The organism is Streptomyces phaeoluteigriseus, assembly GCF_001896135.2.
GTDB classification, from domain to species: domain Bacteria; phylum Actinomycetota; class Actinomycetes; order Streptomycetales; family Streptomycetaceae; genus Streptomyces; species Streptomyces phaeoluteigriseus.
On the sequence record NZ_MPOH02000019.1, the window covers coordinates 1,009,389 to 1,028,567 of the forward strand.

The 19,179-nt window shown below is 70.4% G+C and carries 15 protein-coding genes and 3 pseudogenes; 9 read left to right on the forward strand and 9 right to left on the reverse strand.

Annotated features, from left to right (window positions below):
* Positions 1–432 precede the first annotated feature (432 nt).
* From BM536_RS34275 to BM536_RS34295, 5 genes are all read right to left on the reverse strand, one after another.
* Positions 433–741 (reverse strand): SCO5918 family protein, encoded by a 309-nt coding sequence (locus tag BM536_RS34275; RefSeq protein ID WP_073497401.1) that lies wholly within the window; start codon positions 739–741, stop codon positions 433–435.
* A 50-nt stretch (positions 742–791) separates the two neighbouring features.
* Positions 792–1,196, reverse strand: a complete 405-nt coding sequence (locus tag BM536_RS34280; RefSeq protein WP_073497403.1) for a CBS domain-containing protein — start codon at positions 1,194–1,196, stop codon at positions 792–794.
* Between the two features lie 46 nt (positions 1,197–1,242).
* The gene (locus tag BM536_RS34285) at positions 1,243–2,718 is read right to left on the reverse strand and encodes a DEAD/DEAH box helicase (protein WP_094103873.1); all 1,476 of its coding nucleotides are present in this window, start codon (positions 2,716–2,718) and stop codon (positions 1,243–1,245) included.
* A gap of 342 nt (positions 2,719–3,060) precedes the next feature.
* Positions 3,061–3,264 (reverse strand): cold-shock protein, encoded by a 204-nt coding sequence (locus BM536_RS34290; protein ID WP_045556499.1) that lies wholly within the window; start codon positions 3,262–3,264, stop codon positions 3,061–3,063.
* A gap of 283 nt (positions 3,265–3,547) precedes the next feature.
* Positions 3,548–4,468 carry a helix-turn-helix domain-containing protein gene (locus BM536_RS34295; protein ID WP_073497405.1) on the reverse strand — a complete coding sequence of 307 codons (921 nt, stop codon included), beginning with the start codon at positions 4,466–4,468 and terminating at the stop codon, positions 3,548–3,550.
* An 812-nt stretch (positions 4,469–5,280) separates the two neighbouring features.
* Between BM536_RS34295 and BM536_RS34305 the strand changes: the two genes are divergently transcribed.
* From BM536_RS34305 to BM536_RS34325, 5 genes and pseudogenes are all read left to right on the forward strand, one after another.
* Entirely contained in the window at positions 5,281–6,765 is a 1,485-nt protein-coding gene (locus tag BM536_RS34305) for an ice-binding family protein (RefSeq protein WP_425444709.1), read from the forward strand.
* Positions 6,766–7,112: 347 nt separating this feature from the next.
* Complete coding sequence (locus tag BM536_RS34310) at positions 7,113–7,628, forward strand: DUF5819 family protein (protein ID WP_342748863.1); 516 nt, start codon at positions 7,113–7,115, stop codon at positions 7,626–7,628.
* Positions 7,618–8,796 carry an HTTM domain-containing protein gene (locus tag BM536_RS34315; protein WP_073497412.1) on the forward strand — a complete coding sequence of 393 codons (1,179 nt, stop codon included), beginning with the start codon at positions 7,618–7,620 and terminating at the stop codon, positions 8,794–8,796. Before BM536_RS34310 ends, BM536_RS34315 begins: the two co-directional genes overlap by 11 nt.
* Positions 8,797–9,121: 325 nt before the next feature.
* Positions 9,122–10,157 (forward strand): annotated as a pseudogene (locus tag BM536_RS34320) (PP2C family protein-serine/threonine phosphatase).
* Between the two features lie 125 nt (positions 10,158–10,282).
* Positions 10,283–10,929 (forward strand): annotated as a pseudogene (locus BM536_RS34325) (dihydrofolate reductase family protein).
* On the opposite strand, the gene BM536_RS34330 reads toward BM536_RS34325, so the two are convergent.
* On the reverse strand, positions 10,910–11,782 hold the full coding sequence (locus BM536_RS34330) for an endonuclease/exonuclease/phosphatase family protein (protein WP_425444713.1): 873 nt from the start codon (positions 11,780–11,782) through the stop codon (positions 10,910–10,912). The pseudogene BM536_RS34325 and the gene BM536_RS34330 overlap by 20 nt on opposite strands.
* Between BM536_RS34330 and BM536_RS45080 the strand changes: the two genes are divergently transcribed.
* Positions 11,718–11,939, forward strand: coding sequence for a hypothetical protein (locus BM536_RS45080; protein WP_425444715.1), 222 nt, complete (start codon positions 11,718–11,720; stop codon positions 11,937–11,939). The genes BM536_RS34330 and BM536_RS45080 overlap by 65 nt on opposite strands.
* A gap of 514 nt (positions 11,940–12,453) precedes the next feature.
* Here the strand turns inward: BM536_RS45080 and BM536_RS34335 are convergent.
* Both BM536_RS34335 and BM536_RS34340 read right to left on the reverse strand, forming a co-directional pair.
* A complete protein-coding gene (locus BM536_RS34335; protein ID WP_094103877.1) occupies positions 12,454–14,625 on the reverse strand; it encodes a TerD family protein in 2,172 nt (723 codons plus the stop codon).
* Positions 14,626–14,732: 107 nt separating this feature from the next.
* Positions 14,733–15,071, reverse strand: a complete 339-nt coding sequence (locus tag BM536_RS34340; RefSeq protein WP_073497416.1) for a trypco2 family protein — start codon at positions 15,069–15,071, stop codon at positions 14,733–14,735.
* 76 nt (positions 15,072–15,147) lie between these two features.
* Between BM536_RS34340 and BM536_RS34345 the strand changes: the two genes are divergently transcribed.
* Together BM536_RS34345 and BM536_RS43445 are read left to right on the forward strand one after the other, a co-directional pair.
* Entirely contained in the window at positions 15,148–16,860 is a 1,713-nt protein-coding gene (locus BM536_RS34345; protein ID WP_073497417.1) for a trypsin-like serine peptidase, read from the forward strand.
* 50 nt (positions 16,861–16,910) lie between these two features.
* Positions 16,911–17,888, forward strand: a pseudogene (locus BM536_RS43445) (protein kinase domain-containing protein); the annotation flags it as partial.
* On the opposite strand, the gene BM536_RS43450 reads toward BM536_RS43445, so the two are convergent.
* The gene (locus tag BM536_RS43450) at positions 17,855–18,199 is read right to left on the reverse strand and encodes a hypothetical protein (protein WP_245873915.1); all 345 of its coding nucleotides are present in this window, start codon (positions 18,197–18,199) and stop codon (positions 17,855–17,857) included. The pseudogene BM536_RS43445 and the gene BM536_RS43450 sit on opposite strands and share 34 nt — an antisense overlap.
* Before the next feature lie 50 nt (positions 18,200–18,249).
* Here BM536_RS43450 and BM536_RS43455 point away from each other — a divergent pair, with 50 nt between their 5' ends.
* Positions 18,250–19,143, forward strand: a complete 894-nt coding sequence (locus BM536_RS43455) for a tetratricopeptide repeat protein (protein ID WP_073499001.1) — start codon at positions 18,250–18,252, stop codon at positions 19,141–19,143.
* Positions 19,144–19,179 lie beyond the last annotated feature (36 nt).

Consider the following 19,179-nt stretch of genomic DNA (forward strand, 5'->3'; position numbering starts at 1 on the left):
GGAGGTACCCTCCCCACGACGACCGGCCCTCCTCCCGCCGCCGTCCGCCGAGGGCGGGCGACGCGGCGGAGATTCGCACAAGGTCGCGGAGCAGTCCGGCTCCGCGAGGGGTGACGGGACGGGCTTTCCGCCGGCACACGTGTGCGGGTCCCAGCGGCAGGTCAGTACTGCTGCTCGAAATGGAGGCTGTCCCAGTTCCGGGCGGTGATGTCCTCGCGAGCGCCCACGATCAGCTTCGAGGTGAACGGGCCGTGGTCGACGCCGTTTCGGCTATCTGGGCGAGAGGCACCAGCCCGTCCCTGCCGGGCGCCTCCTGCCACTTGGTCGCAGAAGCCGCCGAATCCTCGCCACGAGTGGGGCGAGGCTTCATCGTGGAGGTGGTCGAGGACCGCCTCCACGAAGTGGCCCATCGGCTCGGGCGCGTTCCCCGCGTCAGACGGATACGGGAGTGCCCAGCATCGCGGAAGCTCGCTGGAGCGGGTCGGGGGTGTCCACGGGGGCGGCCGCGGGAAGGGGGCGGCAGGTGAAGCCGAGCCGAGCCATGGCCCGGAAGACTTCGGCGGCACTGAAGTCACGCCGGTCCTGGCGGGTGATGACCTGCCCCACCTGCTTCACGGGGTAGTGGCGGCGGCCGATGATGACGGACTCGCCGGTGGCCGGTTCGGGCTTGACGCCCTTCATCGATTCCAGCACACCGCTCTTGGTGAGTTCGAAGGGGAAGCGGGCGATGACGCAGCGCATGGGGCCTCACAGAGAGAAGGGGAGAACGGTCCGACCAGAGGTGGGACGGTTCAGCGGGAGAGGGCGAGGATGCCCAGGGCGCTGCCTTGTTCGTCGACCACCGGCAGGGCACCGAGCCGACGGGTGCGCATCGCGTGCTCGGCTTCGGCCATCGTGGTCACGGGTGAGGCGAACGAGCCGTGGTCGCCGAGGATGTCGCGCAGGCGGACACGGTCCGTGTAGGCGGAGCCGTCACGCACGGCGGTGAGTTCGGCCTGGGTGACCAGGCCGGTGCACTGGCCGTCCTGGTCGCAGACGACCAGCCGGCTTGTGCGGGCGGCGGCCATGACGGCCAGCGCCACCTCGACGCTCATGTCGTCACACACCTGCGGTCCGGCCGCGTCCATGACCTCCACCGCCGTCCCGTGCGTGGGGTCGGCGTCCGCCGGGCGGGGCTGCGTCTGAACCAGCGTCAAAAGGTGCCTCCTGCAGAGATGGACCGGCTTCCGGAGCACGAAGGTTCTAGGCCACCGCGCCGACGACGGCCTGGCGTACGGGGGTGCGCCGGGTCGCCGAGGCGGGGCGGCGGCGACCCCGGGAGGAGGCGCTGCGCTTGGGACGCTCGGTCACCGGTGCGGTGATGACGACCGGGATGCCGGAGGGGGCCTGGGCGCCGGTGATCCGGTTCAGGGCCTCGTCGCCCGAGCGGACCTGGGTGGTCTGCGGCTGGATCCCCGCGTCCGACATGAGGCGGGCCATGCCGCGACGCTGGCTGGGGGTGACGAGCGTGACGACGCTGCCGGACTCGCCGGCGCGGGCGGTACGGCCGCCGCGGTGGAGGTAGTCCTTGTGGTCGGTCGGCGGGTCGACGTTGACGACGAGGTCGAGGTTGTCGACGTGGATGCCGCGCGCGGCGACGTTGGTGGCCACGAGTACGGTGACGTGCCCCGTCTTGAACTGCGCCAGCGTGCGGGTCCGTTGCGGCTGCGACTTGCCGCCGTGCAGCGCGGCGGCCCGCACCCCGCTGTTGAGCAGGTCCTGGGTGAGCCGGTCGACGGCGTGCTTGGTGTCCAGGAACATGATGACGCGGCCTTCGCGGGCGGCGATCTCGGTCGTGGCGGCGTGCTTGTCGGCGCCGTGGACGTGCAGGACGTGGTGCTCCATCGTCGTGACCGCACCGGCCGACGGGTCGACCGAGTGCACGACGGGGTCGGTCAGGTAGCGGCGCACGAGCAGGTCGACGTTACGGTCCAGGGTGGCGGAGAACAGCATCCGCTGCCCCTCCGGACGCACCTGGTCGAGCAGCGCGGTGACCTGGGGCATGAAGCCCATGTCGGCCATCTGGTCGGCCTCGTCCAGCACCGTGATGCCCACGTGGTTCAGCCGGCAGTCGCCACGGTCGATGAGGTCCTTGAGCCGCCCGGGCGTCGCGACGACGACCTCGGCCCCGCCGCGCAGCGCACCGGCCTGCTTGCCGATCGACATCCCGCCCACGACCGTGGCCAGCCGCAGCCGCACGGAGCGGGCGTACGGGGTCAGCGCGTCGGTCACCTGCTGCGCCAGCTCACGCGTGGGTACGAGGATCAGCCCCAGCGGCTGGCGGGGCTCGGCGCGCTGTCCGGCGGTGCGGGCGAGCAGGGCGAGGCCGAAGGCCAGGGTCTTGCCGGACCCGGTGCGCCCGCGGCCCAGCACGTCACGGCCGGCCAGGGAGTTCGGCAGCGTCGCGCCCTGGATCGGGAACGGCGCCGTCACGCCCTGCCTGCCGAGTTCGGCCAGCAGCTGCTCGGGCATGTCGAGATCGGCGAAGCCCTCGACGGCGGGCAGCGCGGGGGTGATCGTCTCGGGGAGCGCGAACTCACCCTGCAGTGCGGCGGGCCGACGGCCGTAACCGCCGGAGCGGCGGGGCGCCTGCGAGTCGAAGCGGCTGCCACGCCTTCCGGCGTCGGCACGGCCGTCACGGGAGCGGGCGGGACGGTCGTTCGTGTACGTGCGGTTCATGCGGAACCTTCCTCGATGCGGCGCATATCAAGGAATTCCCGCAGCGATGAGCGGCATGGAGAATCACAGGTATGGACCGATGACAAAAGAGAGCAATTTCGGCCGGCGGATATTCACGCGGGCCGAGGTGCTGAAATGCGTGACGCGATGGGACGTAACGTCCGGGCGCCGACCGCGGTGCAGCTTTTCAAATTCAACCGCATCCCAGAAGGGAGGAGTCGCTGTGGTGGGACCACGGATTCCTCCGAGCCGTCCCACGGACGCGACCGCTGCGGGATACGCGTGCAGCTGGGGCCCGCACCCCGAAGGATGCGGGCCCCAGCTACAGAGTGTGCGTCAGCGTCAGGCCGGAACGATGTTCTCGGCCGTCGGGCCCTTCTGGCCCTGCGCGATGTCGAAGGTCACCTTCTGGCCCTCGAGCAGCTCACGGAAGCCCTGCGCGGCGATGTTCGAGTAGTGGGCGAACACGTCCGGGCCGCCACCGTCCTGCTCGATGAAGCCGAAGCCCTTTTCCGCGTTGAACCACTTCACGGTACCAGCAGCCATGTCATATCTCCTTTGGGGCAATACATCGGAATCCGCACTGCGCGGACGCCGTGTCGCCGCGATGATTACCCCGCCCGGAAAAATAACCGGCATACAAAAGTGCTCCCACCCGAAGGAACCGGGTGAGGGCACTTGAAGTTTTGGGAACCACAACTGCAACTGAGGAAGACAGTAGCACGCCGGAACGGCCTGCGCGCGTCGAAGAATTCCGCTCCGCCCATCGCGACAAAATCTCTCACCGCATGGTCCGTAAAACTCTCACCTCACGAGCGTAGATATTGCTTCACTCGAAGTGCAGCGTTTCAGAGAGCGTCCAGGACCTGGGTGCGGGGCAGGCCGGTCGACTCGCCGCGTCGATGTACGACTTGACCGTGTCGGTGACGAAGTCGCGGCTGTCGTCAGGGGAGAGCGCCTGGGTCTGGAGGTGCTCGTACATCGCGCCGAAGTGCCGCACGTCGGACGCCTTCTCCAGGTAGAGATCACTGGAGAACCGCTCCACGTGCACCACGGCCTCGGGGGTGTCGGCGAAGCTCAGGATGGAGAACTGCCCCGAGAGGGCGGGGTGGGCCCCCGCGGCGTAGGGGAGGATCTGGACAGTGATGTGGGGCTCGGCACTGATCGCGTTCAGGTGCTCCAGCTGTTCGCGCATGATGTCGGGGCTGCCGACGACGCGGCGCAGTACCGATTCGTCCAGGACGACCCACAGGCGCAGCGGGCGGGTCGGGTCGTAGATCCGGTGCTGACGGCGGAGCCGCACCTTGAGGCGGCCGGCGGCCCGCGCGGCGGTGAGCGCAGGCATTGCTGCTCTGATCACGGCCTGGGCGTAGGCCGGGGTCTGCAACAGGCCGGGGATCGTCAGGGGCTCATAGGCACGGACGGTGGCGGCATCCGTCTCCAGCGCGATGTAGACGCTCTGGGGAACGTCGCCGTAGACGTTCCACCAGCCCTGCTGTCCGGATTCCTCCGCCATCTGCATCAGCGCGTCGATGACCTGCTGGTCCGTCACTCCATAGATCGCGCACAGATCACGTACGTCGCGGGGGCTGATGGCGCGGCGGCCGTTCTCCAGGTGGCTGATCTTGGGCTGGGAGACCATGAGCCGCTCGGCCACCTCCGTGCTCTTCAGCCCACTGGCCTGACGGAGCCGACGGAGTTCCGCTCCCAGGCGCCGTCTCCTGACGGTGGGATTGCTGTTCGCCGCCACGGGCGGTATACCTCCGGATCCGTTTCCAAGTCACTGCTCTCGCGCGAAGGTTGCCACGACGGCACGCTTGTCGATCAAGCGCCATGCCGCCATGTCCGCGCGTATCGGAAGCGGACGATTACCTTGGCATTTGCCTCCCGCAGGAGCTTGTCGAGGAGTCACCGGGCCAGGCTCGGTCGGGCTCCGGGAGCCTTGCCGCCACCGGCGCGCGAGCCGCCGGTCGCCGCCGGCGCCCGGCTGGTGGGACACGCCGTACCAACCGAGGACGGCGGCCTCGCGCTCGCCGCCAGGACGTCGCCGGAGGCCGGTGCGGACGGTCGCCATGGTCGGCCGACCGGTGACGGCGTCCACGTGGATCGCTTCCGAGGAACCGATCCGGTGCCCCTTCGGATCTACGACGTCGCGGTCGCGCCACTCCCGGACGCGCGCATGGTGACTCATGGTCGGCGAACGGCAGAGTCCGCTGCCGCTCCCACCCGGCCCGCGAGGAAACGTGGTGTCACACGGGACTCACGACACCTGATGTCCCGGCGCCCTGGAACGTCCGTCCGCCGCCGACGCCCGGCGCTCGTGCACCGGCGCTACCGGACGACGCGTGGTGGCCCCGCTCCCGTGATCCCGGTGCGCGACCTGCCGTACCGACCGCCGCGCTGGACGCGCCGGCCGTACTGACCGGCGACGAGGCCTGGCTGACCGGCGACGTGGCCTGGACCGAGAGTGCCATTCGCCGCCGCGGACCCGCTCGTGCGAATGCGCGACGAATGGTCGGAAATGTCATTCAACGTATTTCCGTAGCACTGTGCTCCGATTGAATGAGTGGCGATTTCGCCGGTCTCGTTCCTCTCGGAGCCAGGATATTTCTGCGTAATATGCGGCACCAGCAACAGGCTTCCTGGTTGATCGGTAGGACCCGGAACGCCACGGCCCCCACAGAAAATGGCCTTTCGATGAAGCTGAAGATTCCTCAAGCAGCTCACCGCCGCACTTTGTCCGGCTTGCTGGCCTCGGCCCTCGCCGGAACGGTTTCCGCTGCGATGGTCTTCCTGACGCCGACGGCCGCGTCGGCGATCGCACTGCCCGTGCCTCTCGGCACCGCCGCCAGCTATTCCGTGCTGGCGGGTCAGGGAGTCACCAACACCGGTAACTCGGTGCTCGCGCACGACCTCGGAACGCACCCGAACCCGTCCATCACCGGATTCCCGCCCGGCCAGGTGGGAGGTGCCATCCACGCCGCGGACGCCGCGGCCCTCCAGGCCAAGTCCGACCTCCTCGTGGCGTACAACAACGCCGCAGGCCAGGCGCCTGACTTCGCCCTTCCGGCCGGAATCGGCGGGGGTCCGGCACTGCTTCCCGGCGTCTACCGCGCCACGGCCGGTGTCGGTATCACCGGCGACCTGGTCCTGGACGGTCAGGGAAGCTCCGACGCGGTCTGGGTCTTCCAGATTCCCGAATCCCTGACGACGGCAACCTCCAGTCGGATCCTCCTCACCAACGGCGCCTCGGCCTGCAACGTGTTCTGGCAGATCGGCGAAGACGCGTCGCTCGGCGTCACCACCAGCTTCGTGGGCACCCTGATGGCCGAGAACTCGATCACCGCGAACCAAGGAACCAACGTCGAGGGCCGGCTGTTGGCCCAGGTAGGTTCCGTGACCCTCAACAACAACAGGATCTTCCTCGGCGGGTGCGCCGCCGCCACCACAGGTGGCACGACGACGGGCACCACCACCGGCACCACCACCGGCACGACGACCGGAACCACCACCGGCACCACCACCGGCACGACGACCGGAACCACCACCGGCACGACGACCGGAACCACCGCCGGCAACACCACCGGCGGCGGCCTTCTGGGCGGCAGTCTGATCAGTGGCGGCCTCCTGGGCGGACCGGTCGTCCAGACCGGCGGCACCTCGGGCAACACCGCCGGCAACACGTCCGGAAACATCGCGGGCAACACCGCCGGCAACACCACCGGCGGAAACATCGCCGGGAACACCACCGGCGGAAACACGGCCGGGAACACCACCGCCGGACACGACGCCGGACACGACAACGGGCACGACGGCGGGCACGACCAGGCGCCGGGCGGACCCGAGCACGACGGCAAGGGCAGGCCGGACCACGGCGGCAAGCCGGACCACGGCGGCAAGCCCGATCACGGGCAGTACGTCGGGCCCGGTGAGCGCGACCACGACAAGCACGACCACGACAAGCAGCACGACGACAACTTCGGCTACGACGACGCGCCCAAGGGCTACCAGGGTGGCGACGACCACTCCAAGAGCCACGCGGGCTAGGCAGCGCGTCACGGCCGGTTGGCTCACCGGATAACGCGCGCGCGGAATCCTCATCGATTCCGCCGCGCGCCGTCGGTGGCAGCCGGCGAACAGCCAATGCGAGCAGCAGCCTATGCGAGCAGCCGATAGAGAAAGACAGGTAGGCGGTGTCGAGCGGAATTGAATCAGCGGACGTGGAAGAAATCCAGCATTCCGAATCCGGACCGGCCGCACACGTATGTCCTGACGCCATGACCGAGCCCCCCGGACCGCCGAAAGGTGTCCGTGCGCTCAGAGCCGGGCTGTGCACCGCCGTGCTTCTGTGTCTGACTGCGAGTGTCGTCCACGTGCTTCTGGTGTTCCTTCACGTGGCACCGGCCAACCCCGTCTCCAAGCGATACAGCCCGATGATCAATACCTGGGTGTACCCCTACTTCGAACAGAACTGGCGGCTCTTCGCCCCGGATCCCGAATCCGTGAACCGGCAGATCCTGGCCCGAACCGCGCACACCCGCTCCGACGGATCGGTACGGGTGAGCCCCTGGTTCGACCTCACCGCCGTGGACACCGCCGCAGTCGTACACCAACCGTTCCCGAGTCACACGGCACAGAACATGCTGCGCCGCGCCTGGGCCGGCTACGTCGACTCGCACGGAGGAGAGGACAAGGCTCGCACGGAACGCGCCGTGATGATGCGGAAGTACCTGGGCAACATCGCCGCGGACCGCGTCGCCGCCCACGGCGGTGGATCCTTCGACTTCGTTCAACTCCGCGTCGCCACGCTGCCCATCACCGCGCCCGACGTCGCCGAAGGCAATCGCCGCCCCACGCCGGTCGAGAACCGGCTCCTGCCCTGGTGGAAGGTGACCGGCCATGAGAAGTGACTCCCGAGGGACCACGTCCACCGTTGCCCACCGGTGGCTCGCCGACCGGGTCACCGCCGTGTGGGACCTCGTGACCGGTCGCCCTGTGTCCCTGTACGCGGCGTCGGTGCTGCGTATCGGCTACGGACTGCTGTACCTGGTCTTCCTGCTGCGCGAGTTCCCGCACCGGAACGAGATCTGGGGTCCCGGCTCTCCGTGGACGCCCGCACTGGCGCAAGAACTCTTCGAGCAGACGGGGTGGAACAGCATCCTGGGCCTCTCCGACAGCCGGGCCTACTTCGAATGCTGCTACGGACTGGCTCTCCTCGCCTCGGCGCTGTTCACGCTCGGCTGGCGGACGCGCGCCGTGTCCGTCCTCTTCGCCGTCGTGGTGGCCTCCTTCCACGGCCGGGCGATCTTCATGACGGACGGGGGCGACAACCTAATCCTGCTCATGGCCCTCTACCTCGTCCTCACCGGGTGCGGTCGGCGCTGGTCCCTCGACGCGCGCAGAATCCGGCGGAAGGCACAGGGGAAGGGCGGCGCGCCGGCACCGCGCAGCAGTCCGACGGTGCGAGAACTCCACGACGCGCGAACGGCGTTGGTCACGGTCGTGCACAACTGCGGAATGTTCGTCATCGCGGCACAGGTCTGTTTCCTGTACGGGTCAGCGGGCCTGTACAAGGTGCAGGGCGCTTCCTGGGGCGGCGGTACCGCGCTCCACTACGCCCTGAACCTCGAACTCTTCCGGCCCTGGCCCGCCCTCTCCCAGTTCGTGGCCGAGTACACGCTCCTGGTCGCTGTCGCCGGCTACCTGACGGTGCTCCTGCAGGTGGCCTTCCCGTTCGTGCTCTTCGGCAGGCTGAAGTATCCCGTTCTGACTCTGCTGCTGGGCATGCACATCGGCATCGCCCTGCTGATGGGGCTGCCTCTCTTCTCCGGAGCGATGATCATCGCGGACGCGGTGTTCCTTCCCGACCGCTTCTACGTCTCCATGTCCCGCCTGTGCCGACGCGCGGCGCGCCGTTCGGACGGGGGGCGCCCCGCATCCGCACCGCCGGCCGAACGGAGAACCGTGCCCGCACAGAGTGGACCCGGCGCGTTCGACTCGACATCGCCGGTCGCGGTCCCAACAGGGGGAAGGCAGCGGTCGGAGCCTTCGGGGCAGCCGCCGACCCGACCCTGCTGATGATCACGCGCTGTTCGCGCTCACCCACGCGCTCGTCGGCCGACATCCGGCCGGTCGGTTCACCGCCACCACACGCGAGCGTCCGCGGTGTCGTGACAGCTTCCGCCGGTCGTCCATCCGTCCGTCCTCAGGGCGCTCGGAACCTGTGGTCGCCGTTCGAGAGATGGATCGGATGCGCCGCACCGCCGACGACCGATCGGCGAGTGGCGGACTTCGTCCCCACGCATTTCGTCCCGATAGGATCCGTTTTGTGATCAAGTCAGGGCGGCATCGACACCGCCACCGTCCCTACGGTGGCCACCGGCAGGCCGTGCTGCTGTCGCCGGTGCTTGTCACCGTCCTCATCACCGGTCTGGCGTTCTCCACTCCGAGGGAGATCGCCTTCAGCCGCCTCCTGCCCGCGGCACCCGCTCTCGCAGCCGCGATGTGGCCCGTCCTCCCGACGGTCCTGCTGGGGGCGTTCTGCCTTCTGGTCATGCTCGGCATCAGCTTCTTCCACAGCGATCTGGGGACGCCCTACACGGCTGCCGCGATCGCCGCGGTCACCCTCGCGGCCGCGTATGCGAGCCATCTCCGGCTCCAGCGGGAGGAGACTCTCTTCCAGGTCCGGCTCGTCGCGGACGCGGCGCAGAAGGTGCTGCTGCGCCCGCTGCCACGCCGTATCCAGGACGTCGAGATCGAATCGCTCTACCTGGCGGCCCAGGAGCAGGCCCGGATCGGAGGCGACTTCTACGAGGCGGCCGACACGCCGTACGGAGTCCGCCTTCTCATCGGCGACGTGCGCGGCAAGGGCCTGTCAGCGGTGGGAGCGCGCGGCCGTGACCAACTGCTTCCGGGAGAACGCTTACGACCAGCCGGACCTGACGGGTCTCGTCCGCCGTCTGCAGATCACCATGACCCGCTACAGCGTCGCGATCCCCGCCGACGATCAGCCGGAGCACTTCGCCACCGCTCTGATCGCCGAGATCCCGCACGGCGGCGCAAACGTCATGATCCTCAACTGTGGGCACCCTCCACCGGTGTTCGTACGGAGCGGGCAGGTCCACGTGCTCGAGCCCAGCCACCCCTCCACGCCGCTCAACCTCGCGGCGCTCCTCGGGGACCACTACCACGTCGACACCGTCTCCTTCGCCCCCGGCGATCAGATGCTGCTCCACACCGACGGCGTCACGGAGACCCGCGACCGTTCCGGCGCGTTCTTCCCCCTGTCGGACTGGATGCAGCACCACGGCGCGGCCCCGCCCCGTGGGCTGCTGGACCAGCTCCACCAGGACCTGCTCCGCTACAGCGGCGGCAGGCTCGACGACGACATCGCGGCCCTCGCTGTACGCTGCCGACACACTTCGGCCCAGGAGCCGTAGGGAGGGACTGTCGGCGTCCGACAAGTCGTATCCGTAGGCCCGGCGCCCCCAGGGCAGCCGTCATTGGCGCTCGACCGAGTGGACCCGACGACGCTCGGCCGGCACGAGGAAAGAAGTCGCCCGCCATGTCACTCGCCCGTGTCCACAACTTCTCCATCTCGCTCGACGGCTTCGCCACCGGTGTGGGTCAGAGCCATGACGCGCCGTTCGGCCACGCCGGCGAAAGGCTGCACGAGTGGATGTTCGCCACCCGGTGGTGGCACGAGTTGACCGCCCGGTCCGGCGGGACCGGTGGTCTCGACGACGTCTACGTGCGGCAGTTCACACCTGGCATCGGCGCCGAGATCATGGGTGCCGGGAAGTTCGGGTATCCCGGATGGCACGAGGACCCGCAGTGGAAGGGGTGGTGGGTCCCAACCCGCCCTTCCACACACCGACCTTCGTCCTCACCCATCACCCCCGCCCCTCGATCGAGATGGAGGGCGGCACCACGTTCCACTTCCTCGACACGTCGCCCGCCGAGGCGCTCGAGACGGCCCGCGAGGCCGCGGGCGGCCAGGACGTACGCATCGGCGGCGGACCCACCACGATCCGTGACTTCCTCGCCGCCGGGCTCATCGACCACATGCACGTCGTGGTGGTCCCGATCCTGCTCGGTCGCGGCGTGCGCCTCTGGGACGGCTTGGAGGGCCTCGAGAAGGGCTACGAGATCGAGGCCGCCTCCTCGCCCAGCGGAGTCACGCACATGACGTTCACCCGTGAGCGCCTCTGAACCGCATCACTCGATGCCACGTCCTTCGTGAGGCTTCGGCGGCACCCGCCGACTCCGCGATCCCGCCGTGGTGGCGTCCCAACCGGACCTGCCGGACGTTTCTGCGGCCGTGCTCTCGACCACGCTGCATGGGCATTCTGACTCGAAGCCGGAACCACGCCTCACGTTCCGGCCAGGTCGGTGCGCAGCATGTCGTGGTCCGAGTACGGGGTGGGTTGCACGCGGTGGTTGAGCGCGGTGATGCCTCGCAGGAAGACGTAGTCGAACTTGCTCCGCCAATCGGTGGTCGTGTCGCAGGTGTCGGCGGGCGCGGGACGCACTGGGGGTCCACATCCGCGGCCAGTGCCCACATCGGGGTGAGTTCGGGGGCGTCCGGCACCGCGTTGAAGTCGCCGAGAACGATCGCGCGGTCGTGCCGGGCGACCTCCGCGGCGAGTACGCCGATCTGCTCCGCTCGGACCGCTTCCTGGCGCCGTTCGGCGAGGTGTGTGTTGAAGACCCGCACGGACCGGCCGCCCACCACGGTGGTGACTGCCATGTACCCACGGTCCTCGGATCCGCCGTCGGGGTACTCCACGTTGACGCGGTCGGTCATCGGTGCCGCCGAGAGCACCGCCTGACCGTAGGCTCCCGGACTCCACGGCACTCCCCCGCAGCGGCCCCAGTTCCGCAGGACGCTCCCGTACTCGACGTGGTAGACCAGCCCGTAGAGGCTCTCCAGATGATCCCGGATCCTCTCGACGTCGCGCGCGCAGGCCTCTTGCAGGCCGATGACCTGGGGCGCGTACGTGGCGATCTCCGCTGCCCGGTCGACGTCGCTCGTCTCGCAGGGGTTGCAGATGTTCCACGTCATGACCCGGTTCGGTACGACGTCCTTGGCAGCGTCGGCGGGCAGTGACCTGCCGATTCTGTCATCGCCCGGTGCGCTGGGGCCGACGAGCACCACGCAGGCCACGATCACGGCGCCCGCGAGCAACGGCGTGCCCTTTCCGAACACCATCGCCTCCTGAGTATGGATACGTACGACAACCCACTTCCGTGGGCACGAGGTTACGGGACGCAGTTGTCGGCGACCCACGCGTCCGACCTGTCACCAGGGCCTTCGCCCCGCCCCTCCGCGAAGCGACGACGAGACCCACCTGCGTGCCCGAAGCCTCGCGCCGGGTACTTCGGCGGTCGTAGGCGTACGTGCCGTTGGCGTACGGCCGTCGGGAGGCCGGCCCTCCGGCACCACGCCACACGCGCCGGGCGCTGCCTCCGTCGCCGATGCTTCTCGCGGCCGTGACGCGTGACCCCGCCCGCTGGACCGGACCGCTTCGACCTCCCCTGGGCCCTTCTCCGGGCACCTCGGCTTCGGCCGGGGTCACGCGGACAGGCCCTCGAAACGGCTCCGGGCGGCGCTCGCGCGGTGAGCGCGGGCACCGCCCGGAGCGATGTCGTCGGCGAGGAAAGCGAAGGAACTCGTTTCAGAAAGGAGTTGAGAAGGAAGCCCCTTCATGGCCTCGCCATGGGCAACGCTAGCACTCAGCCGGGGATCAGGTCGCGCAGGTTTTCGAGGGTGACGACCCGGGAGTCCGGGTGCAGTCCCTCGGGCCGTTCGAGACCGACGTACGTCACGGGTTCGTCCGGCACCGGCCCGCCGTCCCACAGCTCCACGGCCGTGGTGTCGCCGGACATCAGGTCGACCAGGTACCGCACCGTCAGGTGCTCGCGCTCCACGAGGGCACGCACCACCTTCGACACCGACACCTGGTTCTCCTCGACCCGGTTGGCCGACGAGATGCCCCTGAGATACAGGTGCAGCCACTTCGCGCGCCACCGGCCGTCGTCCTCGCGCCGGAACACCAGCGGCAGGGCCACTCGGCCCGCCCCGCGAAGCTCCGACTTCATCCGCACCGTGCGCGGCTCGAACGGCCGGCCCTTCTGCTCACCGTCGCGCAGCATGAAGCCGAAGAACGACTCCTCGACCTCTTCGAAACCCTCGCCGGCGTAGATGTTGACCTGCGGAACGATGAACGTGCTGCGTACGCGGTCCAGGGACAGGTCGATGAACTCCGAGGCGCCTTCGGGCGCCTCGGTGACATCGCCCGAGTGCTCACCCCCGACAGCCTTGAGGGAGGTGTAGGAGAGCCACGAGTCGGTGCTGTAGTCGGCGTGGAGAAGCAGTGCCGAGAGGTCGTAGTCGGTCCGGTCCTCGGTCTCCTTCCAGTACACGAAGAAGCGCAGGTGTTCGCCGTCGACGGCCGAGACCGAACCCCGCGGCAGCACGCCGAGCCCGGCCGCGGTCGCCCGGCCGCTGAGCGGGAGCGCCACGTCGAGGACGTCGGGGCCGAGCAGCAGCCGGTCCGGTGTCGGGAGCCGGCGGCGCAGCTCGGTGTCGAGGGCGGCGATCAGACGATCGCGGTCGGCGGCGGGGACGGGTCGCCGGTCATCGGGGGTCACCCAGCCGCGGCCCCGGCGGTTGACGAAGATCCGGGGTTCGGCGGTCTGTCGTTCCCGGTTCTGGAAGTGCTCGCGGACCGACAGAACGACCCGGCCGGAGACCTCCGGAGCGACCCGCACCGCGGCGGCCAGCACCGCGTCCCGTTCGTCCTGGTCGGCGGCGATGCGCAGCAGGAGGTCCAGGGCACGGAACAGCTTGCCAGGAGCGGACGTCAGCAGCCGCACCGCGCCGAGGACGTCGTACTCGTCGAGCAGCTTCTCCAGGCGGCTGTCGAAGGACCGGGCCTCCTTCTCACCCCGCGCCACGGCGAACACGTCGGCGGCGTGCGGCCAGCGCGGGTACTCGTGCGGGTGGAGACGCTCACCGAGCCGCTTGAACGGCTCGCGGTGCGCGTGCACGTCGGCCAGCTTGGCGGGGTTCGCCGCGACCACGGCGTCGAGGCCCGCGAGCAGCGCACGGCGGGCCGGCCGCGACAGGGCCCGGAACCGGGTCGGCTCCTGCAGCGTCACGTCGCCGCCCGACAGCGCGCAGGCCAGCCGCAGCACATCGGTGACGGTGTCCAGCAGGAGGTCCGCGCCGGCCGCGAGACGGGCTTCGTTGACGACGGCCCGGTTCTCGCGGACCGGGATCGACTCCGGCTGGGGGCCGGGCGCGCACCGCTCGGCGAGGGTCCTGAGGTCGCGCAGGTGGTCCTCGCCCAGTGGCGTCGTGCTGCCCGCGAGAGCCAGGTAGAGGTCGGTGAGTTCGTCGTCCAGGTCCCGCCCGAGGTGCAGGACGGTCACCCGGTCGCCCGCGGAGGCGATCAGCTCGTCCTGCGCCGCGAGCATCTCCTCGTAGGTGTGCTGGTAGCGGCCGTACGTGGGGAGGCTGAGCAGGTCCAGCACCCCGTGGGCCAGCTGCGTCAGCACGTTCTCACGCGACGTGTCGTCGCCGAGCGCCTTCGTCACGCACCGCATCCAGAACTCCTCGGTGTCCGGCACGTTCGCCGGAAAGTCGATGAAGTACGCGTTGTGCCGGACGTGGTCGCCCACCATTTCGCTCACGGTGCGCAGCGTCCGCCCGGCGGTGTGCACGACCGCGGCCTCGGACAGCCCCGAGAGCCGCTCCAGCAGCTCCGCCGAGAGCTTGAACCCCACGGAGGTCAGCGCCGCGTCGAACTGCCGCGCGGCGGTGGCCCCTTCCCCGGCGGAGCCCCTGGGGGTGGGGAGGCGGTGGGTGTGCCGGATGACCAGCGATTCGAGACTGTGCGCCATTCGGGGATGATCGCAGAGGTGTGCGAGTCGGCGCACAGGGGTTTCCTCGCTCACGCCGTCACCACCGAACCCCGCTCCGCCCTGCCGGTCCCCGGGCGGACACGGTCCTAGCGGGTGTTCCCGTCGTCCGGCTCCGGGGCCGCATGGTCCTCGTTCCGGCTGACCGAGATCCGTCCTCCCGAACTCGTCTCCGGTTTCAGTTCGACCTGCACCTGATGGGTCGTCTGACGGTCGACCGATCCACCCAGTTCGGCTGTCACCACGCCGATGCGCACCCCGCCGCGGGCTGTTCCGGACTGGTGGACCTGCACCGTGAACGTCAGGCTCACCTTCTCCACGGTGAAGCCCAGGGCCCGGCCCTGTGCCTCGTCGCGGGCCCGTTCCAGTTCGCCCCGGATCTGGCGGATCACCTCGGTCAGCCCCACGAATCCCGGCCCGTCCGTCAACTCGCATCCCCCGTAGGCTCGTTGATCCCTTGCCGCCCCAGTATGCGGCAGGACCTTGCGCTCGTATAGTTCTGGTATGGCGGCCGACGGGGGTGTCGATGATGGTTCGTCACTGGGAACGCCTTGCTGGGCGGTGCGCATCCGGCGGGCGGACGGGAAGATCGCGGGCGCCGGCATTCTGCTGAGCCCGGACCGGGTTCTCACCTGTGCGCACGTGGTCCAGGACAGGGACGCGCGGTTCACCGCGGAGTTCGTGGGAGCGGCGCCCGGTCTCGCGGTGCCCTCGGTGACGGCACGGGTCGACGGGGACGCGTACGTGCCCAACACCCGCGACGCCGACGGGGATCCCAGCGGGGATGTGGCACTCCTGCGGCTCGAGCGGCCGAGGCCTGCCGCTGAAACGACACTGCTGCATCGGCTCTCCGCACCCGACCGCGCGGTGCAGATGTACGGCTTCCCCTACGACCACAACGGCGGCATATGGTTCCGTGCCGTCATCGTCGGCGGCTGCGGTCGCGACGGGCAGGTCCAGCTGAGCCCGACGAGCCCCGGCGAACTCGCCAGTGCGGGGTGCAGCGGCTCGGGCGTGATGGACACGGTGACCAGAAAGGTCATCGGGATGGTCCTCAGCGGGATCGGGGACCGGCACGGGAACCTGTTCTCCTTCATGAGCCCCGCCGAGACCATCGTCCGGCACCTCCCCCAGGTCGACCGGTGGACGCGGGGAAGGACGGCCGTCGACGACCGGCTCAGGTCCACGCGCAAGGACGCGGCCGAGGCCCTGCTCGACGAGCCGTTCGCCCAGCGCCTCACCGACTGGCTCCAGGACGACGGACAGCAGGTGAAGATCAGCCTCGTGCCCGCCGACGACGCGGTGCGGGCCGCCACCCTGCGCCGCGCCATCACCCTGGCCGACCGGGAGTTACGCACCGCGGCCTCCGTGAACCGGGCTTCCCTCGATCCGCCCGGCACCGTCCCGTCGGCCGGCGGTCACGACCTGGCCGTGGACGCGGCGGGGCTCACCTCCACCCGGATCGGGGAGCGGATCGCCGAGCGCATGGGACTGTGGCAGCACCCGGCCGACCCGGTGGCCGAACGGATCAGGGCCGCGGACGTCACCCTCACCCTGATCGTCGTCGGCGTCGACGAGGCCGCCGACCCGCCGGCCCTGCTGGACCTCCTCAAGACCCTGCGTGCCAAGGGCAACCGCCTGCTGCTGGTCTTCCGCACCCCCGGCGCCACCTACCGTCGAGCCCGCCACGAACTGGTCGTCGAGCCCGAACGGGAACGCCGCGCACGTCTCGTCGAGCGGCTGGAACAGATCACCGGGCCCCTCGCCCAGACCCTGCGCCGGCACATGGCCGCCGTGCGGGCCGAAGGCGTCCGGCCCGCCGACGCGGACCTGGTGAGAGCCCACGCCGCACTGGCGACGCTCAGACTCGCGCAGGACGGCGACAGCGGCCCGGTCCGGGACCTGGTCCGCTACGAGCGGCTCGCCGACCGGGTGGTCGCGCGTATGACCACGGCCATCGGCACACTCGACCGGCTCCGCGACCGGCGGGAGGAACTCGACGGCAGGCTGCGCAGCTACCACGTCCTGCACCTCGACTCCGTGCAGGGCAAGGAGGAGGACCTGGCTCTGGACGCGCTCCGGCTCCGCGCGCACGAACTGTTGCAGGCCAGGCCGTGCGACGTGAGAGCCGCCGAGGCCGCCGTGGAGGCCTACACCCGCCATGTCGACCGCGGGGCACCTCCCCGACAGGGACAGGGAGGTGCTTCCGCGTCATGACGTCCCCACCGGCGCCGTGCCCGAGACCGGACTGCACGGGCGGCGCCATCATGGTGACCGGCTTCTGCGACACCTGCCACCGCCGGCCGCCCGACACGGCCCGGGTGGCCCCGGCCCGACCCGCCGCCGTACCCGAGGCGACCGCGCGCAGGCCCGCCGAGCCGGCCGCCGACGCACTCGACAACGACGGCCTGCTGATCCTGCCGTACGTCCCCTCCCCCGACCCGTCCGAGGCCGCGCCCACCACCGCCAGCCCGCCCACCGCAGGCCGACGCTGCGGCGTCGACAACTGCCCCGGCACCATCGGCGTCACCTACGTCGGCGGCCCCGCCCTCACCCGCGGCTACTGCCCCCAGTGCGGCCGGGAGTACTCCTTCGAGCCGCGGCTGAACGCCGGTGACCGCGTCGGCGGTCACTACCGGGTGCTCGGCTACCTCGCGGTGGGCGGCATCGGCTGGGTCTACCTGGCGGAGGACACCAGGGTTCCCGACCTGCACGTGGTCCTCAAAGGGCTGATCAACACCGGTGACGCCGTCGCCCGGCGGTCGGCCGTCGAGGAGCGCCGCTCGCTCACCACGCTCCACCACCGGGACATCGTGCGCATCGTGACGTACGTGCAGCACCAGGAGCCCGGCGAGACGGAACCCACCGGGTACATCGTGATGGAGTACGTGGGCGGCCGCTCGCTCGACTGGATCCGGCGTGCCGCCGACGAAGAACTGGCGCGCCTGTTCGGCGGCTCCTTCGGCATCGGCCACGTGATCACGTACGGCTGCAAGATCCTCGGCGCCCTGGAGTACCTGCACGCCCAGGGGCTGCTGTACTGCGACATGAAGCCCGACAACGTCATCCACTACGGACGCGACATCAAGGTCATCGACCTCGGCGCCATCCGGCGGACCGACGACCGCACCTCCAGCCTCGTCTACACGTCGGGTTACGCGCCGGCGAAGCCGGAACGCGACGAGCGCGGCTTCCACATCGACACCGACCTCTACACCGTCGGCAAGACCCTGGAGACCCTCGCCGCCCGCGCCGAGCCGGCCGCCGGGCTCGCCGCCCGCTCGTTCGAGGCGCTGATCAGACGCGCCACCCACCCCGAGTGGGCGGCCCGGTTCGCGTCCGCGGCCGAGATGTCCCGCCAGCTGTGGGAGGTGCTGCGCGAGCACCAGGCGCTCAGCGGGCACGAGCCGTACCCGGAGCGCTCCACCCGGTTCGAGCCGACGGCGGCCCTCTTCGGCGCGGCGCTCGGCACGGTGCCGTCGCTGGAGCACTGGACCGGGCGCTCGGGCCCCGGGGTGCCGGAACTGCCCGTCGGGGCGCCCGATCCCGGGGACACCGCGCGGGCCTTGCCCGTGCCGATCCCCGACCCCCCGCGACGCGGCCGCCGTGCTGCTCGGCGGCCTCGTGTCCGGCAGTCCCGAGCGCATCGCGGAGCGGGCCGAACGGGACCCTGCGCTCGGCACGGTCGAGACCTCGTTGTGGCTGTGCCGGGCCCATCTCGACGCCGGGGACACGGACCGGGCCGGGCGGTGGCTGGACAGGGCCGGCCGGCAGAGCGGTGCCTACGACTGGCGGATCTACTGGCATCGCGGTCTGCGGATGCTGACGGACGGCCAGGTCCAGCAGGCCGAGGGCGAGTTCGCCGCCGTCTACGCCTCGCTGCCCGGGGAGTCGGCGCCGAAGCTGGCCCTCGGCTACTGCGCGGAGCACCTCTCCGCCGCGGAACGCCCGGCCGAGGCCTACTACGAGGCCGTGTGGCGGCGGGACCGGACCCAGGGCAGCGCCGCCTTCGGACTCGCCCGGCTCCATCTGCGCCGCGGGGACCGGGCGCGGGCCGTCGCGGTCCTCGACGAAGTGCCGGCGACCTCACGGCACTACGACGCCGCGCGCGTCGCGGCGATCCGCGTGCTGGCGGGCCGGCTGAACGGCGCCGGTCCCACGGTGGACCAACTGGCCGACGCGGACCGGCGGCTGACCCTGCTCGAGGGGCACCTGTCCGGCGGCGGGACATGGGACCGGCTGGTCGCCGAGGTCCGCGAGAACGCCTTCGCCTGCCGACCGCCCGGCGGGTGGGGGCCGCGCTTCCCGGCCGGTGAACGGTTCGGGCGGGCGGACACACCGCGGGATGCGAGCGCGCTGCTGTCCCGCTCACTGAAGCGACTCGCGGACCAGGCGGGTGACGCCGCCGAGCGCGGTGACCTGCTCGACCGGGCGTACGCGGTGCTCCCGCAGGCCGTCGGTCTGCGGGAGCTGCTCCCCCGCCGGCGGCGGACGGCATGAGGGGACAGGGCCCGCGGGCGGCGTGCCGACGGGCCG

Coding starts and splice junctions, on each gene's coding strand:
- BM536_RS34275 (WP_073497401.1), bottom strand. CDS start 741: ATGCGCTGCGTCATCGCCCGCTTCCCCTTCGAACTCACCAAGAGCGGT.
- BM536_RS34285 (WP_094103873.1), bottom strand. CDS start 2,718: ATGAACCGCACGTACACGAACGACCGTCCCGCCCGCTCCCGTGACGGC.
- BM536_RS34290 (WP_045556499.1), bottom strand. CDS start 3,264: ATGGCTGCTGGTACCGTGAAGTGGTTCAACGCGGAAAAGGGCTTCGGC.
- BM536_RS34305 (WP_425444709.1), top strand. CDS start 5,281: ATGAGTGGCGATTTCGCCGGTCTCGTTCCTCTCGGAGCCAGGATATTT.
- BM536_RS34315 (WP_073497412.1), top strand. CDS start 7,618: ATGAGAAGTGACTCCCGAGGGACCACGTCCACCGTTGCCCACCGGTGG.
- BM536_RS34330 (WP_425444713.1), bottom strand. CDS start 11,782: ATGACGTGGAACATCTGCAACCCCTGCGAGACGAGCGACGTCGACCGG.
- BM536_RS34335 (WP_094103877.1), bottom strand. CDS start 14,625: ATGGCGCACAGTCTCGAATCGCTGGTCATCCGGCACACCCACCGCCTC.
- BM536_RS34345 (WP_073497417.1), top strand. CDS start 15,148: ATGGCGGCCGACGGGGGTGTCGATGATGGTTCGTCACTGGGAACGCCT.